Origin of the sequence: Enterovirga sp., assembly GCF_028290205.1 — a bacterium.
Lineage (GTDB): Bacteria > Pseudomonadota > Alphaproteobacteria > Rhizobiales > Beijerinckiaceae > Enterovirga.
In genome coordinates, this window is the sequence record NZ_JAQGKF010000107.1 from 1 (window position 1) to 21,512 (window position 21,512).

Genomic DNA, 21,512 nt, shown 5'->3' on the forward strand with positions numbered 1-21,512 from the left:
ACCCGAATGCGGTGCTCATCTCAGATGATCTCGAAATAGCGCTTCAGCTCCCAGTCGGAGACGTGGCGCAGGAACTGCCGCTCCTCCCATTCCCGGGTGGCGGCGAAATGGTCGACGAAGGTGTCGCCGAACAGGTCTCGGGCTTCGGCCGAGGCCCGAAGCCGGCCCGCCGCCTCGGTCAGCGTGCGGGGCAGTTGCAGGCTGTCGGGAAACGTCTGCAGGTAGGCGTTGCCGGTCGCGGCGGGCGCGGGCTCGATCCGGTTCTCGATGCCCCAGAGGGCGGCACCGAGCACGGCCGCGACGGCCAGATACGGGTTCGCATCCGCGCCCGGGATGCGGAATTCGACCCGCTGCGACTTGGCCGAGCCCATGATGGCCCGGATCGCCACCGTGCGGTTGTCGATCCCCCAGCTCGCGGCGGTGGGCGCCCAATAGCCGGGCACGAGGCGCCGGTAGGAATTGACGGTCGGGGCGACCATGGCGGTCAAGGCCGGCGCCAGGCGCTGGAGGCCGCCGATCGCGTGCCGCATCATGTCCGAGATCCCGTCCGCCGCAGCCTCGTCGCGGAACAGCGGGGCGCCGTCCGGGCCGGAGAGCGACAGGTGGACGTGACCGCCCTGCCCGGGCATCCCGCTTTCCCATTTGGCCATGAAACTGGCCATCAGGCCGCTGCGCTGGGCCAGCACCTTGGTGAAGGTCTTGAACAGCGCGCCCTTGTCGGCCGCCGCCAGGGCCCCGTCGACCCGGATCGCCGCTTCCAGGGCGCCCGGCCCGGTTTCCTCGTGCAGCCCCTCCAGCGGAAAGCCCATGCTGTCGCTGAGATCGAGAAGGCCGTGGTAGAAGCCGGTATTCACCGAGTTGCGGAGAACGGAATAGCCGAAATTGCCGCTGCCATGCGGGGTCGGCGCGCGAAAGTGCTTGCCGGCCAGGGAGGCGGCCGTCTCCTCCACGACCAGGAATTCGTATTCGCAGGCCGCCAGCGCCGACAGGCCGGCCTCTTCGGCCCGGGCCAGCACCCTCCGCAAGGCCGCGCGTGGGCAGATGGCCTCGTGCTCCCCCGAGAACTCCCCGAGAACGAACAGCGTGTTGTCCTCGAATGGCAGCTCGCGCCAGGTCTCGGGCAGGAGGCGGACCGGGGCGTCGCCATACCCCTTGTGCCAGCCGGTCACGGTGGTGTTGTCGTAGAGCTGGTCGTCGACGTCCCAGCCGAGAACGACGTCGCAGAAGCCGAAGCCGCCCTCCAGCGCCGACAGGAATTTGTCGCGCGCCATGTATTTGCCGTTCAGGACGCCATCGACGTCAAAGACGCCCACCTTGACGTGCCGGACCCCGCGCGAGTCCAGCAGCGTCTTGATCTCGTCGACAGCTTCCCGCCTGCTCATGCCGTTTTCGCCCGCCCTCGCCTGACCACGTTCTGCACGCGCCGGCCCCGCCCGCAAGATGCAGACCGGACGTCAGGCCGAACGGAGGCTCCGGGCGAAGCTCTTCAGTTCGCGGTCGAGCAGGCTTGCCTGGTCCGCGAGGCCGCCGGTGGTGGCCAAGACATCGTGGGCGGCGACCTGAAGCTTGGCCATGACAGGCCGGACCCGTTCCGCGGTCTGCTGCACGGAGGCGACCGCCTCCCGGGCGGCCTGCGTGTTGGACATGATCTCGGCCGCGGCGGCGGCCTGTTCGGTGATGGCGCCGGCCGTCACCACGGCGATGCCCTCGACCTGCTCAACCTGCCCGACGATGCCTGACAGGCCGGCCAGGGCCGCTCCGGAGGCGGCCTGCAGGCTGGCGATCTGAGCCGCCACGTCGCTGGTGGCCCGCGAGGTCTGGGTGGCCAGGTTCTTGACCTCCTGGGCCACCACCGCGAAGCCCCGGCCGGCCGCGCCGGCGCGCGCCGCCTCGATGGTGGCGTTGAGCGCGAGCAAATTCGTCTGCTCGGCGATGGCCGCGATGGTGGCCGCGATGCTCTCGATCTGCTTGGCGGTCGCGCTGAGCCCGGCCATGGCATCCCGCAACTGGCCGATGCCGGCGCTCGCCTTGCGCATGGTGCTCAGGCTCTCCTGCGCCAGGCTGTCGACCTGGCACACGGCCTGCGACATCTCCTCGGCGTCGGCGGCCGAGGAGCTCAAGGTGACGGAGCCGGAGCTCGCCACCACGGCCACGCCGGCGATCTCGCTGTCGGCGCCGTCCGCGATCCCGGCCATGTCGCGGGCGGTGCCGCCAATGGTCGCCGCGGCCGCCATCACGGAGGAGCCGACCGCGCCCGCCACCGCGGTGAACGCGTCCACGGCGGCGTCGAGCCGCGCCTGCCGGGCATCCACGGAGTGTCGGAGCTGGTTCTGCTCGAGTTGCAGGGCGCTGATCGCGTCCACGGCGAAATAGCTGAGCAGTTGTCCGCATTCCCGGGCGGTTGCCCGCCCGGACCAGGCGTGGCGGCGGCCGATCTCCTCGAACATCGCCCGCATGACGCTGGTGGCCGCCCCGAGATGGGAGCGTGCCCCGAAACCGAGCTCGGTTTCGGTCGTCAGGATCGCGTCCAGCCGGTCGCCATAATCGCCCTGGAGCCCGGCGGCCCCGAGGAGCTGGAGGAAATAGGCGGATTGCTCGTCGGCCAGCCTCTCACCGGACCGCTCGCCCCGCTCACGCAGGTCCGGGAGGTCGAGCCAAGCGCGGTAATAGCCCTCCAGCGCCGGCCGCACCTTGGCCGCCGCGGGGCGTTCCAGGGCGCGCACCAGCGCCCGCGTCTCGGGCGTGATCCCGAGCAAGTGGCACCGCGCGAGAACGTCTCGCTCGAACGTCATGATCCTATCCCGCTGCGTCCCAGCGAAGATCAGGCGCGCGGATCAAGGATCCCTTAACGTTGCCCCGCGGTCCGAACCTTGGGCTCATCTTGCGCCCGAAGGCCTGCCGCGAGGCAGCCGCCCCGTCAGACGATCAGGGACACCGCGTGCCCGCCATGCCGTTCCAGCCGGCGGGCGAGTTCGAGTTCCACCAGGACCAGTTGCACGCCCCGGATCGGGACGCCGGTCTGCCGGGCGAGGTCGTCGACGGAGATCGGCATGGCGCTCAGCGCCGCGATCACGCGCTCGCGGTCATCCGGCACGCGGCTGTCGGGCGGCGGCTGCACCTCTGTCCGGGGAGCGGCCGGGACGTCGTCGAGCTCGTCCCAGAGCGGTTCCTCGTCGGCCGAGAAGCCGCCCGGCTCCGGCTCCCGGTACAGTCCGGGCCTGGCCTGGGCGGGGGAGCGCACCAGCGGCTCGAGCACGTCCAGCACGTGCTGGGCGGCGCCGCAGAGCGTGGCGCCGGCCCGGATCAGGTCGTTGGTGCCTTCCGCCCGCGGGTCGAGGGGGGAGCCCGGAACGGCGAAAACCTCGCGGCCCTGTTCCAGCGCGAAACGGGCCGTGATGAGGGAGCCGGAACGCCGGGCGGCCTCCACGACCACGACGGCGAGCGCGAGCCCGGACACGATCCGGTTGCGGCGGGGAAAGTCGCGGCCGCGCGGCGACCAGCCGATCGGCATTTCCGACACGGCCGCCCCACCCTCCGCAAGCAGGCGCTCGAGCAGGGGACCGTTCTCGTCCGGGTAGACGCGGTCGTGGCCGCCCGCCAGCACCGCGACTGTGCCGGTGCCGAGAGAGGCCCGGTGCGCCCGGGTGTCGATGCCGCGGGCGAGCCCCGAGATGATCGTGAACCCGGCCCGGCCGATCTCGGCCGCGAGGCGTTCGGCGAAGCTGCCCCCGGCCGCCGAAGCGTTGCGGGAGCCGACCACGGCCACGGCCGGACGGGAGAGGGCGGCGGCCGAGCCCCGGATCGCCAGCAGCGGCGGCGCCGAGTCGATGGCCAGGAGGGCACGGGGGTAATCCGCCTCGCCCTGGGCCACGAACCTGCCGCCGAGCCGCTCGAGCTCCGCCAGTTCCCGCGCCGCCTCGGATGGGCTGGTGATCCGGAGTGCGCCCCGACCGGACCGGCGGGCGAGGTCGGGCAGCGCCTCCAGAGCCGGACCGGCTCCGCCGAACTGATTCACCAGCGCCCGGAAGCTGCGCGGCCCGATGCGGTCGCTGCGGATCAGCCGGAGCCAATCCAGGCGCTGCTGATCGCTGAGCCGGACCGCGCTCAACCCCGGGGTCCGATCCGGCTTTCCTGGCCGGCCAGGAGCCGGGCGATGTTGCTGTGATGCTTGCCCCAGAGCACCGGCAGCATGGCGGCCAGAACCAGGGTCGCCTGGGCGTCGCGGAGCCAGAACCAGGCCGCGAGCGGCGCTGCCAGCGAGGCCAGCAGCCCGGCCAGCGACGAGTAGCGCGTGGCCGCCGCGACCCCGAGCCAGACCAGCGCGAAGGCGAGCACCAGCCGGGGATCGATCGCCAGGAGGCAGCCGATAAAGGTGGCGACCCCCTTGCCGCCCCGGAACCCGAGCCAGACCGGGAAGCAATGGCCCAGGATGGCGCCGAGCGCGGCCGCGAGCCCGGCCTCCGGACCGAGCCACCAGCGGGCCAGGAGGATGGCGGCGGTCGCCTTGAGGGCATCGAGCAGCAGCGTCATCGCAGCCAGGTCCTTGCGGCCCGTGCGCAGGACGTTGGTCGCCCCGATGTTGCCGGACCCGACCGACCGGAGGTCGCCGATCCCGGCCAGCCGGGTCAGGAGCAGCCCGAACGGGATCGCGCCGAGCAGGTAGCCGACCAGGAGCCCGGTCAGGATGGCGGGCCAGGGCAGCGCGCCGCTCACGCCGCCCTCGCCGGCGCGACCGCGTCGAGGTCGTGCACGATCCGGCCGGCCACCACCGTCCGGCGCACGCGGCCGGCGAGCCTCGCCTCGTCGAAGGGCGAGTTCTTGCTCCGCGACCGCAGGGCCCGCTTGTCCAGCACATAGGGCTCGTCGGGATCGAACAGGACGAGGTCGGCCGGAGCGCCCGGTGCGAGCCGGCCCATCGGAAGTGCGAGGATCTCGGCCGGGCGCCACGACAGGGCGCGCAGCAGCCCGGGCAGGGACAGGTGCCCGTCCGCCACCAGCCGCAGGGAGGCGGACAGCAGGGTCTCGATGCCGACCGCCCCGTCCGCGGCCTCCGCGAAGGGCAGGCGCTTGGTCTCGACGTCCTGCGGATTGTGATCGGACACGACCACGTCGATGACGCCCTCGGCCAGCCCGGCGATCACCGCCTGGCGGTCGTCCTCGTGGCGGAGCGGCGGCGAAAGCTTGCAGAAGGTTCGGTAGTGGCCGACGTCGTTCTCGTTCAGGGCCAGGTTGTTGACCGAGACGCCGCAGGTCACCGCCAACCCGTCCTGCTTGGCGCGCCGGATGATCTCCACCGAATCCGCACAGGAGATCATGGCGGCGTGGTAGCGGGCGCCGGTGAGCCGCACGAGCCGCAGGTCGCGCTCCAGCATCACGGTTTCGGCTTCCCGCGGAATGCCGGCGAGGCCGAGCCGCGAGGCGAGTTCGCCCTCGTTCATGACTCCCCGCCCGACAAGGCTGGGCTCGGCCAGATGCGGCATCAGCAGCGCCCCGAGATCGCCCGCATAGGTCAGGGCCCGGCGCATCACCCCGGCATCCGCGATGGCGGCGGCCCCGTCCGTGAAGGCGACCGCGCCGGCCTCCTGCAAGAGGCCGAGTTCGGTCATCTCCCGGCCGGCGAGCCGGCGCGTGATGGCGGCGGCCGGGTGAATGTGGACGAGGGAGGTGTCCGCCGCGCGCCGCAGGAGGTAGTCGACGATGGCCGGGTCGTCGACGACCGGGTTGGTGTCCGGCATGGAGATCAGCGTGGTGACGCCGCCGGCGGCCGCGGCCTCGCCCGCGCTCTTCAGCGTTTCCCGGTGCTCCGCCCCGGGCTCGCCGACGAAAGCCCGCATGTCGACCAGGCCGGGTGCGAGGACGTGCCCGCCGCAGGAGATGGTCTCGGCGCCCTCGGGCGCGGCCGGAACATGGCCCCAGGCCACGTCCGCGATGGTGCCGTCGCGAACCAGCACGGCGCCCGGTCCACTGCGACCGGAGGCCGGGTCCACAAGCAGCGCGCCGGTGAACAGGAGGGGTCTCGCCATGGCCCTCACCGCGGCGGCCTGTTCGGACCGCCGGAACCGGGAGGGTGCCACCCCGCGCTGGCCGGCGGCAAGTCTGTGGAGATCAAGCTGGCCTCCCTGAGGCTGGTTCTAACACGAAAGCCGCTCCGGCGCGGGACGGGGAGGAGAGGCGGGCCGGCCGCTCAGCCATTCGGCAGGTGCCCGGCTAGAGCCTCCAGCACCGCCATGCGGACCGCGACGCCCATCTCGACCTGTTCCCGGATCAGCGATTGCGCCCCGTCGGCGACCTCCGACGAGATCTCGACCCCGCGGTTCATGGGGCCGGGATGCATCACAAGGGCGCCGGCACTGGCGGCCGCGAGCTTCTCGGAATCGAGGCCGTAATAGCGGAAATACTCCTTCACCGAGGGCACGAAGGAGCCGTTCATGCGCTCGCGCTGGAGCCGCAGCATCATCACGATGTCCGCCCCGGCGAGCCCGGCCCGCATGTCCGTGAAGACCTCGACGCCGAAGCGGGCGATGCCGGCCGGCATCAGCGTCGAGGGGCCGATTACCCGCACCCGGGCGCCGAGTGTCTGCAAGAGGATGATGTTGGAGCGGGCCACCCGCGAGTGCAGGATGTCGCCGCAGATCGCGACCGTCAGCCCCTCGATGGCGCCGCGGTTGCGCCGGATGGTCAGGGCGTCGAGCAGGGCCTGGGTGGGGTGCTCGTGGGCCCCGTCGCCGGCATTGACGACCGAGCAATCGACCTTGCGGGCGAGGAGATGGACCGCGCCCGCCTCCTGGTGGCGGACCACGATGATGTCAGGCCGCATGGCATTGAGTGTCGCGGCCGTGTCGATCAGCGTTTCGCCCTTCTTCACCGAAGAGGCCGCGACCGACATGTTCATGACGTCGGCGCCGAGCCGCTTGCCGGCCAGTTCGAACGAGGCCTGGGTGCGGGTCGAGGGTTCGAAGAACAGGTTGATCAGGGTGCGGCCGCGCAGGGTCGCCTTCTTCTTCTCGACCTGACGGGATACCTCCACGGCCTCGTCGGCCTGATCGAGCAGGACCTCCAGATCCTGGCGTGGCAGGCCCTCGATCCCGAGGAGGTGGCGGTGCGGGAAGACGGGACGGGGCATGGCTTGCCGGGTTATGAGGTCGGGCCGGAAAATCAAGGCCGAGGCGCGCATGAGCGGTGATTCCCTGGCGGTGGGCGCCGTTGCGCCCGACGCGCAGGCCGTGGCAGGGCCGGACTGGCGCAGCTTCTCGGCCCTGCTGCTGGCGGCCGCGGCAGGCCTGTTCGTGGCACTGGTGGCCGCCCTCGCCGTGATCGACCCCTACGACACCGGCCGCCCGGGCATTCTGAGAGCGCGGGGGGTGCATGAGCAATACCCGTTGACGGCCAATGCCAGCCGGGCCCGGGACCCACGTTTCGACGCGGCCGTGATCGGCAACTCGCATGTGCAGATGCTGCGCCCCGACCGGCTCGACGCCCTGACGGGTCTGCGCTTCGTGTCGCTGATCATGCCGGCCACCTACCCGCCCGAGCAGCTCGACGTCCTGCGCTGGTTCCAGATGAATCGTGCCCACCCGGCCAGGGCCGTGGCCATCGGCATGGACCGGTTCTGGTGCCTGCACGAGACGGCCCCGAACGCGCGCTTCCCGGCTTGGCTCTATGCCGAGGATTTCCCAAGCTACCTGGCCGGCCTCGTGCGCTACCGCAGCCTCGAGGCGGCCGCGGCCCGCATCCGCCTGCTCCGCACCGGCAAGGGCGGGGCGCGGCCGGACGGCTACTGGGATTACGGGCCGGATTATGCCCAGCGGGGCCTCGCCGCGGAGGAACCCTCCCGCCGCAAGCTGGCCACCCGGCCGGAGGATCCCTTCAACCCGACCGGCGAGTTCCCGCCCCTCGACCGGCTGCGGGTGGCGCTGTCCGGCCTGCCCCCCGAGACGGCCGTGCTCCTCGTGCGCCCGCCGGTGTACCGGACCGCCCTGCCCGAGCCCGGCTCGGTCCGGGAGCAGGCGGCCCGGAGCTGCCGCGCCAAGATGGAGGAGGTCGCGGCCTCGCGACCCCGCACGGCGCTGGTCGACCTGGTCGGCCGCTATGCGGACGATCCGGCCGATTACTACGACCACGCCCATTACCGCGAGAGCCTGGCGAGACGCGTCGAGCAGGACGTTGCGGCGGCCTTCGCCCGGCTTGGGGCCCCTAACCTTGCGGCGCCTTGATTGACTCGCCGGCTCGCCTATCCCACCTAACCCGGCTTGCCGCCCGGCTTCCGGCCAGGCGCGCTCGGCCCGACATCGCGTCGCGGCCCTCCCAGCAGGACAGCTCCGCCGCATGAAAGTCGTCGTCGTCGAATCGCCCGCCAAGGCCAAGACGATCAACAAATACCTCGGCGCGGGTTACGAGGTGCTGGCCTCCTTCGGTCACATCCGGGACCTGCCGGCCAAGGACGGATCGGTCGACCCGGACCAGGATTTCCGCATGCTGTGGGAGCTCGATGCCCGCGGCGGCAAGCGCGTGGCCGAGATCGCCCGGGCCGTGAAAGGCGCCGAAAAGCTCATCCTGGCGACCGACCCTGACCGGGAAGGCGAGGCCATCTCCTGGCACGTGGTCGAGGCGCTGCGCGAAAAGCGCGCGCTAAAGGACGTGCCGATCGAACGGGTCACCTTCAACGCCATCACCAAGGACGCGGTTGCCTCCGCCATGCGGGCCCCGCGGGAGATCGACCAGGCGCTGGTCGATGCCTATCTGGCCCGCCGCGCGCTCGACTATCTGGTCGGCTTCACCCTCTCGCCCGTGCTCTGGCGAAAGCTCCCCGGCGCGCGCTCGGCGGGCCGTGTGCAATCGGTCGCGCTTCGCCTCGTCTGCGACCGCGAGACGGAGATCGAGCGCTTCGTGGCGCGCGAGTACTGGTCGCTGGTGGCAACGCTCGCGACCGGAACGGGCGGCGTGTTCGAGGCCCGCCTGTCGGGTGCGGACGGGCGCAAGATCACGCGGCTCGATGTCGGCACGGCCGCCGAGGCCGAGAGCTTCCGGCGCGACCTGGAACTCGCGACCTTCCGGGTGACCTCTGTCGAGGCCAAGCCCGCCAAGCGGCACCCGCAGCCGCCTTTCACGACCTCCACCCTGCAGCAGGAGGCCTCGCGCAAGCTCGGCTTCGCGCCGGCCCACACCATGCGGGTGGCGCAGCGGCTGTATGAGGGCATCGAGATGGGCGGCGAGAGCGTCGGCCTCATCACCTATATGCGGACGGACGGCGTCGACATGGCGCCGGAGGCCGTGGCTGCCGTCCGCGAGGTGATCGGCCGCGATTACGGCGACCGCTACCTGCCGGCCGCGCCCCGCCGCTACACCGTCAAGGCCAAGAACGCCCAGGAGGCGCACGAGGCCGTTCGGCCGACCGAGATGGGCCTGAAGCCCGAGGACGTCGAGCGCTTTCTCGATGCCGACCAGGCCCGGCTGTACCGCCTGATCTGGATCCGCACGGTCGCGAGCCAGATGGAATCGGCCGAACTCGAACGCACCAGCGTCGACATCGACGCCGCGGTCGGCCCGCGGCATCTTCAGCTCCGGGCGAGCGGCCAGGTGGTCAAGTTCGACGGCTTCCTGACCCTCTATCAGGAAGGCCGTGACGACCCGGACGGGTCGGGCAGCGGCGAAGCCGGCGAGGAGAACGACGAGCGGCGCCTGCCGCCGATGCAGGCCGGCGACGGTCTGGAGCGGCGTCGCATCGCGGCGAGCCAGCATTTCACCGAGCCGCCGCCGCGCTTCTCGGAGGCGAGCCTCGTCAAGCGCATGGAGGAGCTGGGCATCGGCCGGCCCTCCACCTACGCGGCCATCCTGGCGGTGCTGCGCGAGCGCGAATACGTGCGGCTCGACAAGAAGCGCCTCGTTCCGGAGGACAAGGGCCGGCTGGTCGTCGCCTTCCTGGAGAGCTTTTTCCGGCGCTACGTCGAATACGATTTCACGGCCGGGCTGGAGGAGCAGCTCGACCGGGTGTCGAACCACGAGGCCGACTGGAAGGAGGTGCTGCGCGCCTTCTGGCAGGACTTCTCGACCGCCGTCGGCGAGACCAAGGACCTGCGCACCGGCCAGGTGCTGGAGGCCCTGAACGAGCTCCTCGGCCCGCATATCTTCCCGGCCAAGCCGGACGGCTCCAACCCGCGCGGCTGTCCCACCTGCGGCACGGGCCAGCTGTCCCTCAAGCTCGGCAAGTTCGGGGCCTTCGTGGGCTGCTCGAACTATCCCGAATGCCGCTACACCCGGCAGCTCGCAAGCGCGACCGACGAGGGCGAGGCCGGGGCGGGCGGGCCGCGGGCGCTGGGCGTCGATCCCGAGACGGGGCTCGAAGTCACGGTGCGGGACGGCCGCTTCGGCACCTTCATCCAGCTCGGCGAGCAGGTGGAAGGCGGCGACAAGCCCAAGCGCTCTTCCATCCCGAAGGGGATGAGCCCTGCTTCGGTCGATCTCGAGCGCGCCCTGAAGCTGCTCTCGCTGCCCCGGGAGGTCGCAAAACATCCCGAGAGCGGCCAGCCGATCCTGGCCGGGATCGGGCGTTTCGGCCCCTATGTGCAGCACGGCAAGGTCTATGCGAGCCTCGCCCCGGGCGACGACGTGCTGGAGGTCGGCGGCAACCGGGCCATCGACCTCATCGTCACCAAGGAACAGGGCGGCGGCCGCGGCGGACGCACCGTGGATCCAGGCCGCCCAATCGGCGACGACCCGGGCACCGGCAAGCCGATCGTGGTCAAGGCGGGCCGTTACGGTGCCTATGTGACGGACGGCGAAACCAACGCCACCATCGCGCGGGATCAGGCGCCCGAGACGGTGACCCTGGCGGAAGCCCTCGTGCTGCTGGAGGCCCGGCGCGCCGCGGCGCCGCCCAAAAAGGCGCGCGGCCGAGCCGCGGGCCCGGCCCGGGCGGCGAAGCCGGCGGCAGCCAAGAAGACCGCCGCAGCCAAGCCCGGGGCAGCTAAGAAACCCGCGGCCAAGACCGCGGCGACACCCGCCAAGACACCCGCAAAGGCCAAGAAGCCGGGGGCCGCCAAGCCGGCGGCTGCCAAGGCGGGGTCCGCCAAGTCCGCGGCCGGGGCCACGCCCGCCTTGGCTGCGCCCGCGACCCGCAAGGCCGCCCAATCCTGAGGGACCAGCCCGCATGAGCGAACCGGACACCACCCTGGTCCGACGGCACCGGGATGGGGCCGTCGCCGTGCTGTCCCTCCATGCGCCGACGCGTCGCAACGCGCTGTCGCTCGCCATGCGGGCGGAGCTGCATCGGGAGCTCGCGGCCGCCCTGGCCGACCCGGATTGCCGCGTCGTGGTGCTGACGGGCGAAGGCGGCCACTTCTGCGCCGGCGGCGACATCGTCGGCATGGAGGGGCTCGACGCGATCTCGAGCCGCGGCCGACTGGCCAGCGCCCACGCCATCGTCCGCATGCTGGTGGAGGGCGACAAGCCGGTGGTGGCCGCCGTCGAGGGCTTCGCGGTCGGCGCGGGGCTGTCCCTTGCAGCCGCCTGCGACATCGTGGTGGCGAGCCGCGAGGCGCGGTTCGCGTGTTCGTTCAACCGACTCGGCCTGGTTCCGGATCTCGGCCTGGCCTGGACCCTGCCGCTGCGGGTCGGGATGGGTCGCGCGCGCCGCATCATGCTGTCGGGCGACACGTTCGACGCCGCTGCGGCGGAGCGCTGGGGCCTTGTCGACGAGCTGGCGGAGCCCGGACAAGCCCTGGCCGCCGCCCTGGCGCTGGCCGGCCGGATCGCGGCCGAAACGGCGCCGCTCTCCAACGCCTGTGCCAAGCGGCTCCTGGCCAGCATGCCGGGCAGCCTCGACGACGTGCTCAGGGCCGAGGCGGACTCACAATCCATCCTCTATGCGAGCCGCGATTTTGCGGAGGGCCGGGCCGCATTTTTGGCCAAGCGCAAGCCGGTCTTTACCGGCACCTAGGATCTCTCGCCTCCGCAGGTGAGTTCTGCACAGGCGATAGTACCCTTTTTGTTCTCTTTACGGCCGGTTTGCTATGATGGCGCTCCGGCGAATCAGTTGCGAGTCGAGATGGCCGAACGGGATCTTTTCGGCGGCGGCGCGGCGCTCCGCAAGAGCGTCGAGCCGAGCGCTGCCCCGGCAAAGGCGCCGCGCGCCCGCCCTGCCCTGCAGGCGGTGCCGGCCGTGCCGGAATACGACGCCTCGACCATCGAGGTGCTCGAGGGCCTGGAGCCCGTCCGCCGCCGGCCCGGCATGTATATCGGCGGCACGGACGAGCGCGCGCTGCATCACCTCTTCGCCGAGGTGATCGACAACGCCATGGACGAGGCGGTAGCCGGCCATGCGAGCTTCATCGAGGTGACGCTGGAGGCCGGCGACTTCCTGACCGTGACCGATAACGGCCGCGGCATCCCGGTCGACCGCCATCCCAAATTTCCCGGCAAGTCGGCGCTGGAGGTCATCATGACCACGCTGCATGCGGGCGGGAAGTTCGATTCCAAGGTCTACGAGACCTCCGGCGGCCTGCACGGGGTCGGCATCTCGGTCGTCAACGCGCTGTCGGACGTGCTTGAGGTCGAGGTCGCCCGCAACCAGGTGCTCTACCGCCAGGATTATTCGCGCGGCGCACCGCTCGGGCCCCTGAAGGAGGTCGGGCGCGTCCACAACCGCAAGGGCACACGCCTGCGCTTTCACCCGGACCCGCAGATCTTCGGCCCCGAGCTGCATTTCCAGCCGCGGCGGCTGTTCAAGATGGCCCGGTCCAAGGCCTACCTGTTCGGCGGCGTCGAGATTCGCTGGCGGTGCGACCCCGCCCTGCTCTCCGGGCCGGATCCGGTGCCGGCCGAGGCGACCTTCAGGTTCCCGGGCGGCCTGCGAGACTACCTGCTGCGCGAGATCGAGGGCGCGACTCCGATCGCGGAGGGCATCTTCGCCGGCAAGATCGCCAAGCCGGGCGGCCACGGTTCACTCGAATGGGCGGTGGCCTGGCTCGCCGACCACGACGGCTTCTCGAGCTCCTATTGCAACACCATTCCGACGCCCGAGGGCGGCACGCATGAGGGCGGGCTTCGGGTGGCGCTGCTGCGCGGGCTGCGCGAACACGCGGAGCGCGTGGGCCAGGGCAAGCGCATGACCTCCGTCACCACCGACGACGTGATGGCGCAATGCGCCGCCATGCTGTCGGTGTTCATCCGGGAGCCGGAGTTCCAGGGCCAGACCAAGGACAAGCTGGCGACGCTGGAAGCCTCGCGCATCGTCGAGAGCGCGATCCGGGATGCGTTCGACCACTGGCTCGCCGGCTCCCCGACCCAGGCGAATCGCCTGCTCGACTGGGTGGTCGACCGGGCGGAGGAGCGGCTGCGCCGCCGCGCCGAGAAGGAGGTTGCCCGCAAGACAGCCACCCGCAAGCTGCGCCTGCCCGGCAAGCTCGCCGATTGCTCGCGCGCCGGGGCGGCCGGCTCGGAGCTCTTCATTGTGGAGGGCGATTCGGCCGGCGGCAGCGCCAAGCAGGCGCGCGACCGGGCCACGCAGGCCATCCTGCCGCTCCGGGGCAAGATCCTCAACGTCGCCTCGGCCGGCCGCGACAAGCTGGTCGCCAACCAGCAGCTGTCAGACCTGGGCCAGGCCCTCGGCTGCGGCACGGGCAGCCAATACAAGGAGGCCGACCTTCGCTACGAGAAGGTCATCATCATGACGGACGCCGACGTGGACGGCGCCCATATCGCGTCGCTGCTGATCACCTTCTTCCAGCGGCAGATGCCGAAGCTGATCGACGGCGGCCATCTCTATCTGGCCATGCCGCCCCTCTACCGCCTCACCCAGGGCGCGAAGACGGTCTATGCCCGCGATGAGGCGCACCGGACCGAACTCCTCCGCACCGTCTTCAAGGGTTCGGCCAAGGTGGATGTAGGCCGCTTCAAGGGGCTCGGCGAGATGCTGCCCGGCCAGCTCAAGGAGACCACCATGGACCCCCGCAAGCGCAAGCTGCTGCGGGTGGAAATCCAGGACGGCGACCTGGACGGAACGGTGGATGCGATCGAGCGCCTGATGGGCAACAGGCCCGAGGCCCGCTTCGCCTTTATCCAGGAACGCTCGGCCTTCGCCGACGAGTCTCAGCTCGACATCTGATTCGCGCCGCGGCCACGGAGCGCACGCCAGCGGCCGTGGATGTCCGCGACCCCCGAGGGGTCGGGACGGGCATAGAGGCTGGACGGCAGCGCTTGGGCGATCGGGCCCGTGCGGGCGCCGGAGCCGAAGGCCGCTCACCCGTCTCCGAGACGGTCCGCCTCCGCAGGGCGAGTCAGCGCGAAACGGATGCCACCGCGCGCAGACGGCGGCCGGCCGAGGATGCGGCCTCCCGCGAGCCCGGGTGCTGCTCCGCCCATAAAAAAGGCCCGGCGTCGCCGCCGGGCCCCAACACAGGTTCTGGGCCGAAGCTCAGAAGCCGTTGAACTTGTAGTTGATGCCGGCGCGCACGACGGCGAAGTCGTTGTTGCGACGGTCGTTCAGCGTGACGGTGTTCAGCGCCGGGTTGAAGAAGGCAGCCGAGCCGTTGTTGTTGTTGCGGTCGAGGTTCACGTAGAGACCCTCGATCTTGCCGGTCAGGTTCGGCGTGAAGGCGTACTCGACACCACCACCAGCGGCGTAGCCCGAGCGGTGCTCGTCATACGCGAAACCGCCGGTCCCGTAGATCAGGGTGCGGTCGAACGCGACACCGAGGCGACCACGAACCGTGCCGAAGAAGTCGGACGAGGAGCGGTCGTTGCCGAAGCCGACGGCCGCAGCCGGGGGAGCGAAGGCAATGCCGGTGGCGCCGACGAAGGTGTAGGTGCCGCCGAAGCCGGTGTTGCTGCGGTTGCCGAAGTCCTTGTACTGGGCGTCGGCCTCGATACCGAGAACGAACATGCCCATCTGGTAGTTGTAGCCGACCTGGCCACCGCCGACGAAGCCGTCACGGTTGCTGTCGCCGACGTTGTTGAGCGTCAGGACACCGTTGGTGCCGGCCGAGTTGATCACGGACCCGGCCGGGAGGCCGAACACGTTGTTGCGGTTGCTGTCGGAGAACCCGTAGCCGGCGTTCACACCGACGTAGAAACCGGTCCAGGTGAAGACCGGGACGGCGACGTACGGGGCGGGAGCCGCCCGCCGGGACGGCAGGTCGGCCGCCATCGCGCCGGCCGACATGACGGCAAGAGCGACGGAGGACAGGAGAAGCTTCTTCATCGAAAAACCTGTTGTTGATGATCAGTGGTCCGAGGCTGGTTGTAGCGCCGGCAGGCTTAATCGTCTGTGACCTGATGGCAACAAGCCGCCAGGACCGTCGCGTCGATGCAGGCCGAAGCCGGCTTCCGAGGCGCCCAGCCCGAGGCTGCAAAGATGATTCGCGGCCTCGTAAAAGGACTTATCGTATTCTGGGTAGATCGGTAACGCTCTCTTCACCGTAAATTGGCAAAGCTCCGGACAGGGTCGGATGAGGGGACCAGCATGTTCGGCATGAAAGAGGGGGCCGGCCGCGGCTCTCTTGTGATCGGTACCCTGAAGACCGTCGCCATCGTCGGAACCCTGTCGGTTCTGGCAGCCGGCTGGCTCTCCTCCGCCACCGACCAGCACACCCTGGCCCGGCTCGCCTCGAATGCGAGCCGGGGAGTGGCCGATCCGCTCACGACCGGAACGATCGCGTCCCGGGCGGAGTCGGTGAGGATCGATCCCTGCGCGGTGCCGCCGCGCCGCTGACACCGACCGGCCGCGATGCGGGCGCCGGCCCTGTCCGGGGACGCCCTTTCGTCCTCCGACACCCGGTGTTAAGAGCCGCCATCACCATGACGGGGCCTAATCGGCCGCGGGGACGGTCCGCCCGCCACCGCGCGACCCGGCGCCCATCCGGCGCTCGGCCCGGCGCCGACCGACCTTCTAACCCGGTTCAGGCGAGATGAGCGAGACAAGGCCGAAGGCGGCGCCCACGGCGACGCGCGACTATTCCGAGACGCTCTTTCTCCCGCAAACCGATTTCCCGATGCGGGCCGGCCTGCCGCAGCGCGAGCCGCTGCTCCTGGAGCGCTGGCGGGAGATCGACCTCTATCGCCAGCTGCGGGAGCGCTCGGCCGGGCGGCGCCGGTTCGTCCTCCATGACGGCCCGCCCTACGCCAACGGCAACATCCATATCGGGCATGCGCTGAACAAGATCCTCAAGGATCTGGTCACCCGCTCGCAGCAATTGCTCGGCTTCGATTCCAACTACGTCCCGGGCTGGGACTGCCACGGCCTGCCGATCGAGTGGAAGATCGAGGAGCAGTACCGGGCCGCCGGCCGCAACAAGGACGAGGTCGGGATCGTCGATTTCCGACGCGAGTGCCGGAGCTTCGCCCAGCACTGGCTCGACGTGCAGCGCGAGGAGTTCAAGCGCCTCGCGGTGGAGGGTGACTGGGCCCATCCCTACACCACCATGGCGTTCCCGGCCGAAGCGCAGATCGCCCGGGAAATCATGCACTTCGCCCGGACCGGGCAGCTGTATCGCGGCTCAAAGCCGGTGATGTGGTCACCCGTGGAGCGCACAGCGCTCGCGGAGGCCGAGGTGGAGTACGAGGAGCGCACCAGCCAGACGGTGTGGGTCGCCTTTCCGGTGGCCGAGACGCTGGACGGGGACCTCGACGGCGCCAAGGTGGTGATCTGGACCACGACGCCCTGGACCATCCCGGCCAACCGCGGCATCTCCTACGGACCGGACCTGAGCTACGGGCTGTACCGCATCACGGAGGCGGCGGCCGACAACTGGGCCAAGCCGAACGACCGCTACATCCTGGCCGACAAGCTCGCGGCCGACACCTTCGCGGCCGCCCGCGTCACGGCGTTCGAGCGCGTCAAGGACGTGCTGCCGGTCATGATCGAGCGGTGCAGCCACCCGTTCCGGGGGCTCCCGGGCGCGGACGGGTTTTGGGATTTCGACGTGCCGGTGCTGCCGGCCGATTACGTCACGGACGATGCCGGCACGGGCTTCGTCCATTCGGCGCCCGGCCACGGCCAGGAGGATTACGCGACCTTTCTGGCCCACCGCGAGGCCTATGCGGCCTGCGGCACGACAGAGGTGCCGCACACGATCGACGAGGATTCGGCCTATCTGCCGGCCATCCCGTTCTTTGCCGGCCTGCGCGTGTTCGATGCCAAGGGCAAGGAGGGCGGTGCCAACGCCGCCGTGATCGCCAAGCTGGCCGAGAGCGGCGGATTGGTTGCCCGCGGGCGGCTCAAGCATTCCTATCCGCATTCCTGGCGCTCCAAGGGTCCGCTCCTGTTCCGCAACACGGCGCAGTGGTTCATCGCGATGGACCGGGACCTCGGCGACGGCTCCACCCTGCGGTCGCGGGCGCTCGAGCAGATCCACAACCACGTCACCTGGGTGCCGGCGGCGGGCGAAAACCGCATCACGGGCATGATCGAGAACCGGCCCGACTGGGTGGTGTCGCGCCAGCGCGCCTGGGGCGTGCCGATCGCCATCTTCGTGCAGCGCGGCTCGGACCGGATCCTGCGCGACGACCGGGTGGACACGGCCATCGCGGCCGCCTTCGAGGCGGAAGGAGCGGATGCGTGGTTCGCCGAGGGCGCCGCCGAGCGCTTCCTGGCGGCCGGCGGGCACGATCCGGCCGAGTGGGAGAAGGTCGACGACATTCTCGACGTGTGGTTCGATTCAGGCTCGACCCACGCCTTCACGCTGGAGGACCCGCGCCACTTCCCGGGCCTCGCCGGCACCCGCCGCACCGTCAATGGCGGCCAGGACACGGTGATGTATCTGGAAGGGTCAGACCAGCACCGCGGCTGGTTCCACTCCTCCCTGCTGGAGAGCTGCGGCACCCGTGGCCGCGCCCCCTTCGACGTGGTGCTGACGCACGGCTTCGTGCTCGACGAGCGCGGGGAGAAGATGTCGAAGTCGCGGGGCAACGTCACGGCCCCCCAGGACGTGATCAAGGCCTCGGGCGCCGACATCCTGCGCCTTTGGGTGGCGGCGTCGGATTATTCGGACGACCTGCGCATCGGGCCGGAGATCCTGAAGACCTTCTCCGAGACCTACCGCAAGCTGCGCAACACGCTGCGCTGGATGCTGGGGACGCTCGCCCACGGCGACGGGGCGCCGCTGCCGCCCCTCAGTGAGCTGCCGGAGATGGAGCGCTGGGTGCTGCACCGCCTGGCCGAGCTCGACCGCGAGGTGCGCCAAGCCTATGCGGCGTTCGACTACGCCCGCGTGGTGTCGCTGCTGTCGCAGCACATGACGGGCGACCTGTCGGCCTTCTACTTCGACGTCCGCAAGGACGCGCTCTATTGCGACCCCATCTCCAGCCCCGTCCGCAAGGCGGCGCTGGCCGTGATCGACGAGGTGTTCCGCCGCGTCACGATCATGCTGGCCCCCATCCTGGCCTTCACGGCCGAGGAGGCGTGGCTCGGCCGCTACCCGTCGGAAACGGGTTCAGTGCATCTCGAGACGCTGCCCGAAGCGCCCGCAGCGTGGCAAGACGACGCGCTCGCCGCGCGCTGGGCCAGTGTGCGGCGCGTCCGCCGCGTCGTCCTAGGCGCACTCGAGATCGAGCGGGCCGCGAAGCGCATCGGCGCGAGCCTCGAGGCGGCACCGACCGTCTACGCGGCCGAGCCCGCCACCGCCGCGCTGCTGCGCAGCCTCGACATGGCCGAAATCTGCATCACCTCTGGCTTCACCGTCAGCGAGGACGACGCTCCGGCGGACGCCTTCCGGCTGGAGGAGGTGCCGGGCGTCGCCGTGCGGCCGGGCCGGGCTCAGGGCACGAAATGTGCGCGGTCCTGGAAGATCACGCCCGAGGTCGGGAGCGATCCGGATTATCCAGAAGTCACCCCGCGTGACGCGGCGGCGCTGCGCGAGTGGGATGCCGTGCGCCGTCGGGCGCTCTGATCCGACCATGGCTGCCGCCCGCCTCGGCTACCTCGCCGCCCTCCTGACCCTGGCGCTCGATCAGGCCTCGAAGCTGTTTCTCCTGTTCGGCTACGACCTCGCCTCGCGCGAACCGCTGCAGCTCGCGCCCTTCGCCACGCTGATCGTGGTCTGGAACCGGGGCATCTCCTATGGGCTGCTGCAGCAGGAGACCGATCTCGGCCGCTGGCTGCTCGTCGGCGTGTCGCTTGTGGCCGCAGCGGTGATGACCTGGTGGATCTCCCGCGCGGGAAACCGGGTGCTCGCCGTCTCGCTCGGCCTCGTGGTCGGCGGCGCGGTCGGCAACGCCATCGACCGCATCGCCTACGGGGCCGTCTTCGACTTCGTCTGGCTTCATGCCGGCGGCTGGTCCTGGTACGTGTTCAACATCGCGGACGCGGCCATCGTTGCCGGGGTGGTCGGGCTCGTCTATGACGCGTTCCTGGCCGGCCGGCATCGTCCCGAGGCGGCCTGAAGCGTCTGCCCGCCGCCTCGCGTGGCCGAGCCTCGTCATACGAAAGCCCGAATGGGGCGCGATGCGCGGGGAATGGGGGATCAGAAATGACCAACGGCATGACGATGCGGCTCGGGCTGGTCTGCGGCTTCGCGGCGCTCCTGGCGGCCGGTGCGGCCCAGGCGCAGGAAGGTGTCGCCATCAAGAACCTGCTCGGCAGCATGGGCATCGTGCCGAAGGAGAAGGAGGCCATTCGCTACCGCGAGCGGGCCCCTCTCGTGGTGCCGCCGAAAGCCGAGCTGCGCGCCCCGGCGGCGCCCGAGAGCCTGGCGTCGGCCCATCCGCAATGGCCGAATGATCCCGACGTGGCTGAGCGTCGGCGCGCGCGTGCAGAGGCGCAGAGCCCCGCCACGGCGAGCGAGACGCGCCGCATGTCCGACAACAACCCCCGCCTGTCTCCCCGGGAGATCCAGGCGGGGCGGGTGGCCCGGAGCGAGGCTCCGGACTATCGGTCCCACCGCGGCGACAATGCCCGCGACGTGCTGCTCCTGAACCCCGACCAGCTCCGGGCGGGCCGCAAGGCCAATCCCGACACGGACGAGGCCGGGGCGCCGACCCGCCGGGTCCTGACCGATCCGCCGAGCAGCATGCGCCGCGCCGCCAGCGGCAAGGCGGTGCCGGACGACTACACGCCCACGCGCGACCAGCAGGCCATCGACGCCAATCCGATGTCGTGGCTGACCCGGAAGTTCACGAGCGAGGACGAAGACTAGCCGGCTCGGCGGCCTTCGGCTGCCGGCCCGTCCCACGAGCATGCGAAGGTTGCCTTGGCCCTGAGAACAGATGCCGCCCCCTTCGATCGCATCGAGGGAAGCGGACCCGACCTGACCACCCACAGGCTCGACAACGGTCTCGACATCGTCGTCATTCCCGACCGGCGCGTGCCGGTGGTGACGCATATGGTGTGGTACCGGAATGGCTCGGCCGATGACCCGCTCGGCCAGTCCGGCATCGCCCATTTCCTCGAACACCTCATGTTCAAGGGAACCGAGCGGCATCCCGCCGGCGAGTTCTCCAAGGTCGTCTCGGCGCTGGGCGGGCAGGAGAACGCCTTCACGTCCTACGACTACACGGCCTATTTCCAGCGCGTCGCGCCCGAGCATCTCGGCCGCATGATGGAGTTCGAGGCCGACCGCATGTCCGGCCTGAATTTCGATGACGCCGTGGTGGCGCCCGAGCGCGACGTGGTGCTCGAGGAGCGTCGCATGCGGGTCGAGACCGATCCGGCCGCCCAGCTCTCGGAAGCCATGGCGGCGGCGCTGTTCGTGCACCACCCCTACGGCATCCCGATCATCGGCTGGATGCACGAGATCGAGACGCTCGATCGCAGGAACGCGCTGGATTACTACCGGCGCTTCTATTGCCCGGACAACGCCATCCTGGTGGTGGCCGGCGACGTCACCGACCGGGAGGTCGTGAAGCTGGCCGAATCGACCTATGGCCGCAACGCCTGCCGAAGCCAGCCGCCGGCCCGGCAGCGGCCCCGGGAGCCCGAGCCGCGCGCCTCCCGCCATATCCGGATCGCCGATCCGAGGGTCGAGCAGCCGACCCTGCAGCGCCTCTATCTGGTGCCCTCCTCCCGCACCGCCGCGGGGCGCGGCAGCCACGCGCTCGAAGTGCTGGCCGAGGCGCTCGGCGGCGGCCCGACCTCCTATCTCTATCGCCGCCTTGTGCTGGGCGGCGGCAAGGCCGTGAATGCGGGGGCCTGGTACATGGGCTCCGCAATCGACCAGTCGCGCTTTTCGGTCTACGCCGTGCCCGCCGAAGGGGTGACCCCTGAGGCGCTTGAGCGGGAGCTCGACGCCGCCATCGCGGCCGCCCGGGACGACCTGGACGACATGTCGATCGAGCGGGCCAAGTCCCGCCTCATCGCCGAGACGATCTACGCCCTCGACAGCCAATCCTCCCTGGCCCGCATCTACGGGTCGGCGCTCGCCGTCGGAGAGACGCTGGACGACGTCCGCACCTGGCCGGACCAGATCCGGGCGGTCACCCGCCATGACCTCGTGGAGGCCCTGGAGCTTTGGCTCACGGACCGCCGCTCCGTCACCGGCCACCTCGTCAAGGACCGCACATGATTTCGGGCCGCTTCAGGGCAC

16 protein-coding genes are annotated in these 21,512 nt (G+C 70.6%); 9 read left to right on the plus strand and 7 right to left on the minus strand.

The features are described 5' to 3' along the window. Positions 1–20: 20 nt before the first annotated feature. The 6 genes from JWR86_RS07465 to JWR86_RS07490 form a co-directional block, all read right to left on the minus strand. On the minus strand, positions 21–1,382 hold the full coding sequence (locus JWR86_RS07465) for a glutamine synthetase (RefSeq protein ID WP_299563012.1): 1,362 nt from the start codon (positions 1,380–1,382) through the stop codon (positions 21–23). 72 nt (positions 1,383–1,454) lie between these two features. Then, positions 1,455–2,792: a methyl-accepting chemotaxis protein gene (locus JWR86_RS07470; protein ID WP_299563015.1), complete on the minus strand. Its 1,338-nt coding sequence runs from the start codon at positions 2,790–2,792 to the stop codon at positions 1,455–1,457. A 125-nt stretch (positions 2,793–2,917) separates the two neighbouring features. Next, on the minus strand, positions 2,918–4,108 hold the full coding sequence (gene dprA / locus JWR86_RS07475) for a DNA-processing protein DprA (protein WP_299563019.1): 1,191 nt from the start codon (positions 4,106–4,108) through the stop codon (positions 2,918–2,920). Further along, the gene (gene plsY / locus JWR86_RS07480) at positions 4,105–4,713 is read right to left on the minus strand and encodes a glycerol-3-phosphate 1-O-acyltransferase PlsY (RefSeq protein WP_299563022.1); all 609 of its coding nucleotides are present in this window, start codon (positions 4,711–4,713) and stop codon (positions 4,105–4,107) included. Before plsY ends, dprA begins: the two co-directional genes overlap by 4 nt. Continuing rightward, a complete protein-coding gene (pyrC, locus tag JWR86_RS07485; RefSeq protein WP_299563025.1) occupies positions 4,710–6,023 on the minus strand; it encodes a dihydroorotase in 1,314 nt (437 codons plus the stop codon). The genes plsY and pyrC overlap by 4 nt, the downstream gene beginning before the upstream one ends. A 161-nt stretch (positions 6,024–6,184) precedes the next feature. Continuing rightward, on the minus strand, positions 6,185–7,123 hold the full coding sequence (locus JWR86_RS07490; RefSeq protein ID WP_299563028.1) for an aspartate carbamoyltransferase catalytic subunit: 939 nt from the start codon (positions 7,121–7,123) through the stop codon (positions 6,185–6,187). A 49-nt stretch (positions 7,124–7,172) separates the two neighbouring features. Here JWR86_RS07490 and JWR86_RS07495 point away from each other — a divergent pair, with 49 nt between their 5' ends. From JWR86_RS07495 to parE, 4 genes are all read left to right on the plus strand, one after another. Then, a complete protein-coding gene (locus JWR86_RS07495) occupies positions 7,173–8,213 on the plus strand; it encodes a hypothetical protein (RefSeq protein WP_299563031.1) in 1,041 nt (346 codons plus the stop codon). A 112-nt stretch (positions 8,214–8,325) separates the two neighbouring features. Continuing rightward, positions 8,326–11,133, plus strand: coding sequence for a type I DNA topoisomerase (gene topA / locus JWR86_RS07500; protein WP_299563034.1), 2,808 nt, complete (start codon positions 8,326–8,328; stop codon positions 11,131–11,133). A 13-nt stretch (positions 11,134–11,146) separates the two neighbouring features. Next, positions 11,147–11,935: an enoyl-CoA hydratase/isomerase family protein gene (locus JWR86_RS07505; RefSeq protein WP_299563037.1), complete on the plus strand. Its 789-nt coding sequence runs from the start codon at positions 11,147–11,149 to the stop codon at positions 11,933–11,935. A 108-nt stretch (positions 11,936–12,043) separates the two neighbouring features. Beyond that, a complete protein-coding gene (parE, locus tag JWR86_RS07510; RefSeq protein WP_299563040.1) occupies positions 12,044–14,101 on the plus strand; it encodes a DNA topoisomerase IV subunit B in 2,058 nt (685 codons plus the stop codon). Positions 14,102–14,410: 309 nt separating this feature from the next. Here parE and JWR86_RS07515 read toward each other — a convergent pair whose 3' ends face one another. Further along, a complete protein-coding gene (locus JWR86_RS07515) occupies positions 14,411–15,196 on the minus strand; it encodes an outer membrane beta-barrel protein (RefSeq protein WP_299563043.1) in 786 nt (261 codons plus the stop codon). Between the two features lie 261 nt (positions 15,197–15,457). Here JWR86_RS07515 and JWR86_RS07520 point away from each other — a divergent pair, with 261 nt between their 5' ends. The 5 genes from JWR86_RS07520 to JWR86_RS07540 all read left to right on the plus strand — a co-directional run bounded on the left by JWR86_RS07520 (position 15,458) and on the right by JWR86_RS07540 (position 21,491). Beyond that, positions 15,458–15,706, plus strand: coding sequence for a hypothetical protein (locus JWR86_RS07520; protein WP_299563046.1), 249 nt, complete (start codon positions 15,458–15,460; stop codon positions 15,704–15,706). A 196-nt stretch (positions 15,707–15,902) separates the two neighbouring features. After that, the gene (gene ileS / locus JWR86_RS07525; protein ID WP_299563049.1) at positions 15,903–18,881 is read left to right on the plus strand and encodes an isoleucine--tRNA ligase; all 2,979 of its coding nucleotides are present in this window, start codon (positions 15,903–15,905) and stop codon (positions 18,879–18,881) included. Between the two features lie 7 nt (positions 18,882–18,888). Beyond that, complete coding sequence (gene lspA / locus JWR86_RS07530) at positions 18,889–19,374, plus strand: signal peptidase II (protein WP_299563052.1); 486 nt, start codon at positions 18,889–18,891, stop codon at positions 19,372–19,374. An 86-nt stretch (positions 19,375–19,460) separates the two neighbouring features. Next, positions 19,461–20,126 (plus strand): hypothetical protein, encoded by a 666-nt coding sequence (locus JWR86_RS07535; RefSeq protein ID WP_299563055.1) that lies wholly within the window; start codon positions 19,461–19,463, stop codon positions 20,124–20,126. A 54-nt stretch (positions 20,127–20,180) separates the two neighbouring features. Continuing rightward, the gene (locus tag JWR86_RS07540) at positions 20,181–21,491 is read left to right on the plus strand and encodes a pitrilysin family protein (RefSeq protein ID WP_299563058.1); all 1,311 of its coding nucleotides are present in this window, start codon (positions 20,181–20,183) and stop codon (positions 21,489–21,491) included. Positions 21,492–21,512: the final 21 nt, after the last annotated feature.

Excerpts from the sequence above, each read along its gene's own strand:
- JWR86_RS07465 (WP_299563012.1), bottom strand. The coding sequence starts at position 1,382 with ATGAGCAGGCGGGAAGCTGTCGACGAGATCAAGACGCTGCTGGACTCG.
- JWR86_RS07470 (WP_299563015.1), bottom strand. The coding sequence starts at position 2,792 with ATGACGTTCGAGCGAGACGTTCTCGCGCGGTGCCACTTGCTCGGGATC.
- pyrC (WP_299563025.1), bottom strand. The coding sequence starts at position 6,023 with ATGGCGAGACCCCTCCTGTTCACCGGCGCGCTGCTTGTGGACCCGGCC.
- JWR86_RS07490 (WP_299563028.1), bottom strand. The coding sequence starts at position 7,123 with ATGCCCCGTCCCGTCTTCCCGCACCGCCACCTCCTCGGGATCGAGGGC.
- JWR86_RS07495 (WP_299563031.1), top strand. The coding sequence starts at position 7,173 with ATGAGCGGTGATTCCCTGGCGGTGGGCGCCGTTGCGCCCGACGCGCAG.
- topA (WP_299563034.1), top strand. The coding sequence starts at position 8,326 with ATGAAAGTCGTCGTCGTCGAATCGCCCGCCAAGGCCAAGACGATCAAC.
- JWR86_RS07505 (WP_299563037.1), top strand. The coding sequence starts at position 11,147 with ATGAGCGAACCGGACACCACCCTGGTCCGACGGCACCGGGATGGGGCC.
- parE (WP_299563040.1), top strand. The coding sequence starts at position 12,044 with ATGGCCGAACGGGATCTTTTCGGCGGCGGCGCGGCGCTCCGCAAGAGC.
- JWR86_RS07515 (WP_299563043.1), bottom strand. The coding sequence starts at position 15,196 with ATGAAGAAGCTTCTCCTGTCCTCCGTCGCTCTTGCCGTCATGTCGGCC.
- JWR86_RS07520 (WP_299563046.1), top strand. The coding sequence starts at position 15,458 with ATGTTCGGCATGAAAGAGGGGGCCGGCCGCGGCTCTCTTGTGATCGGT.
- ileS (WP_299563049.1), top strand. The coding sequence starts at position 15,903 with ATGAGCGAGACAAGGCCGAAGGCGGCGCCCACGGCGACGCGCGACTAT.
- lspA (WP_299563052.1), top strand. The coding sequence starts at position 18,889 with ATGGCTGCCGCCCGCCTCGGCTACCTCGCCGCCCTCCTGACCCTGGCG.
- JWR86_RS07535 (WP_299563055.1), top strand. The coding sequence starts at position 19,461 with ATGACCAACGGCATGACGATGCGGCTCGGGCTGGTCTGCGGCTTCGCG.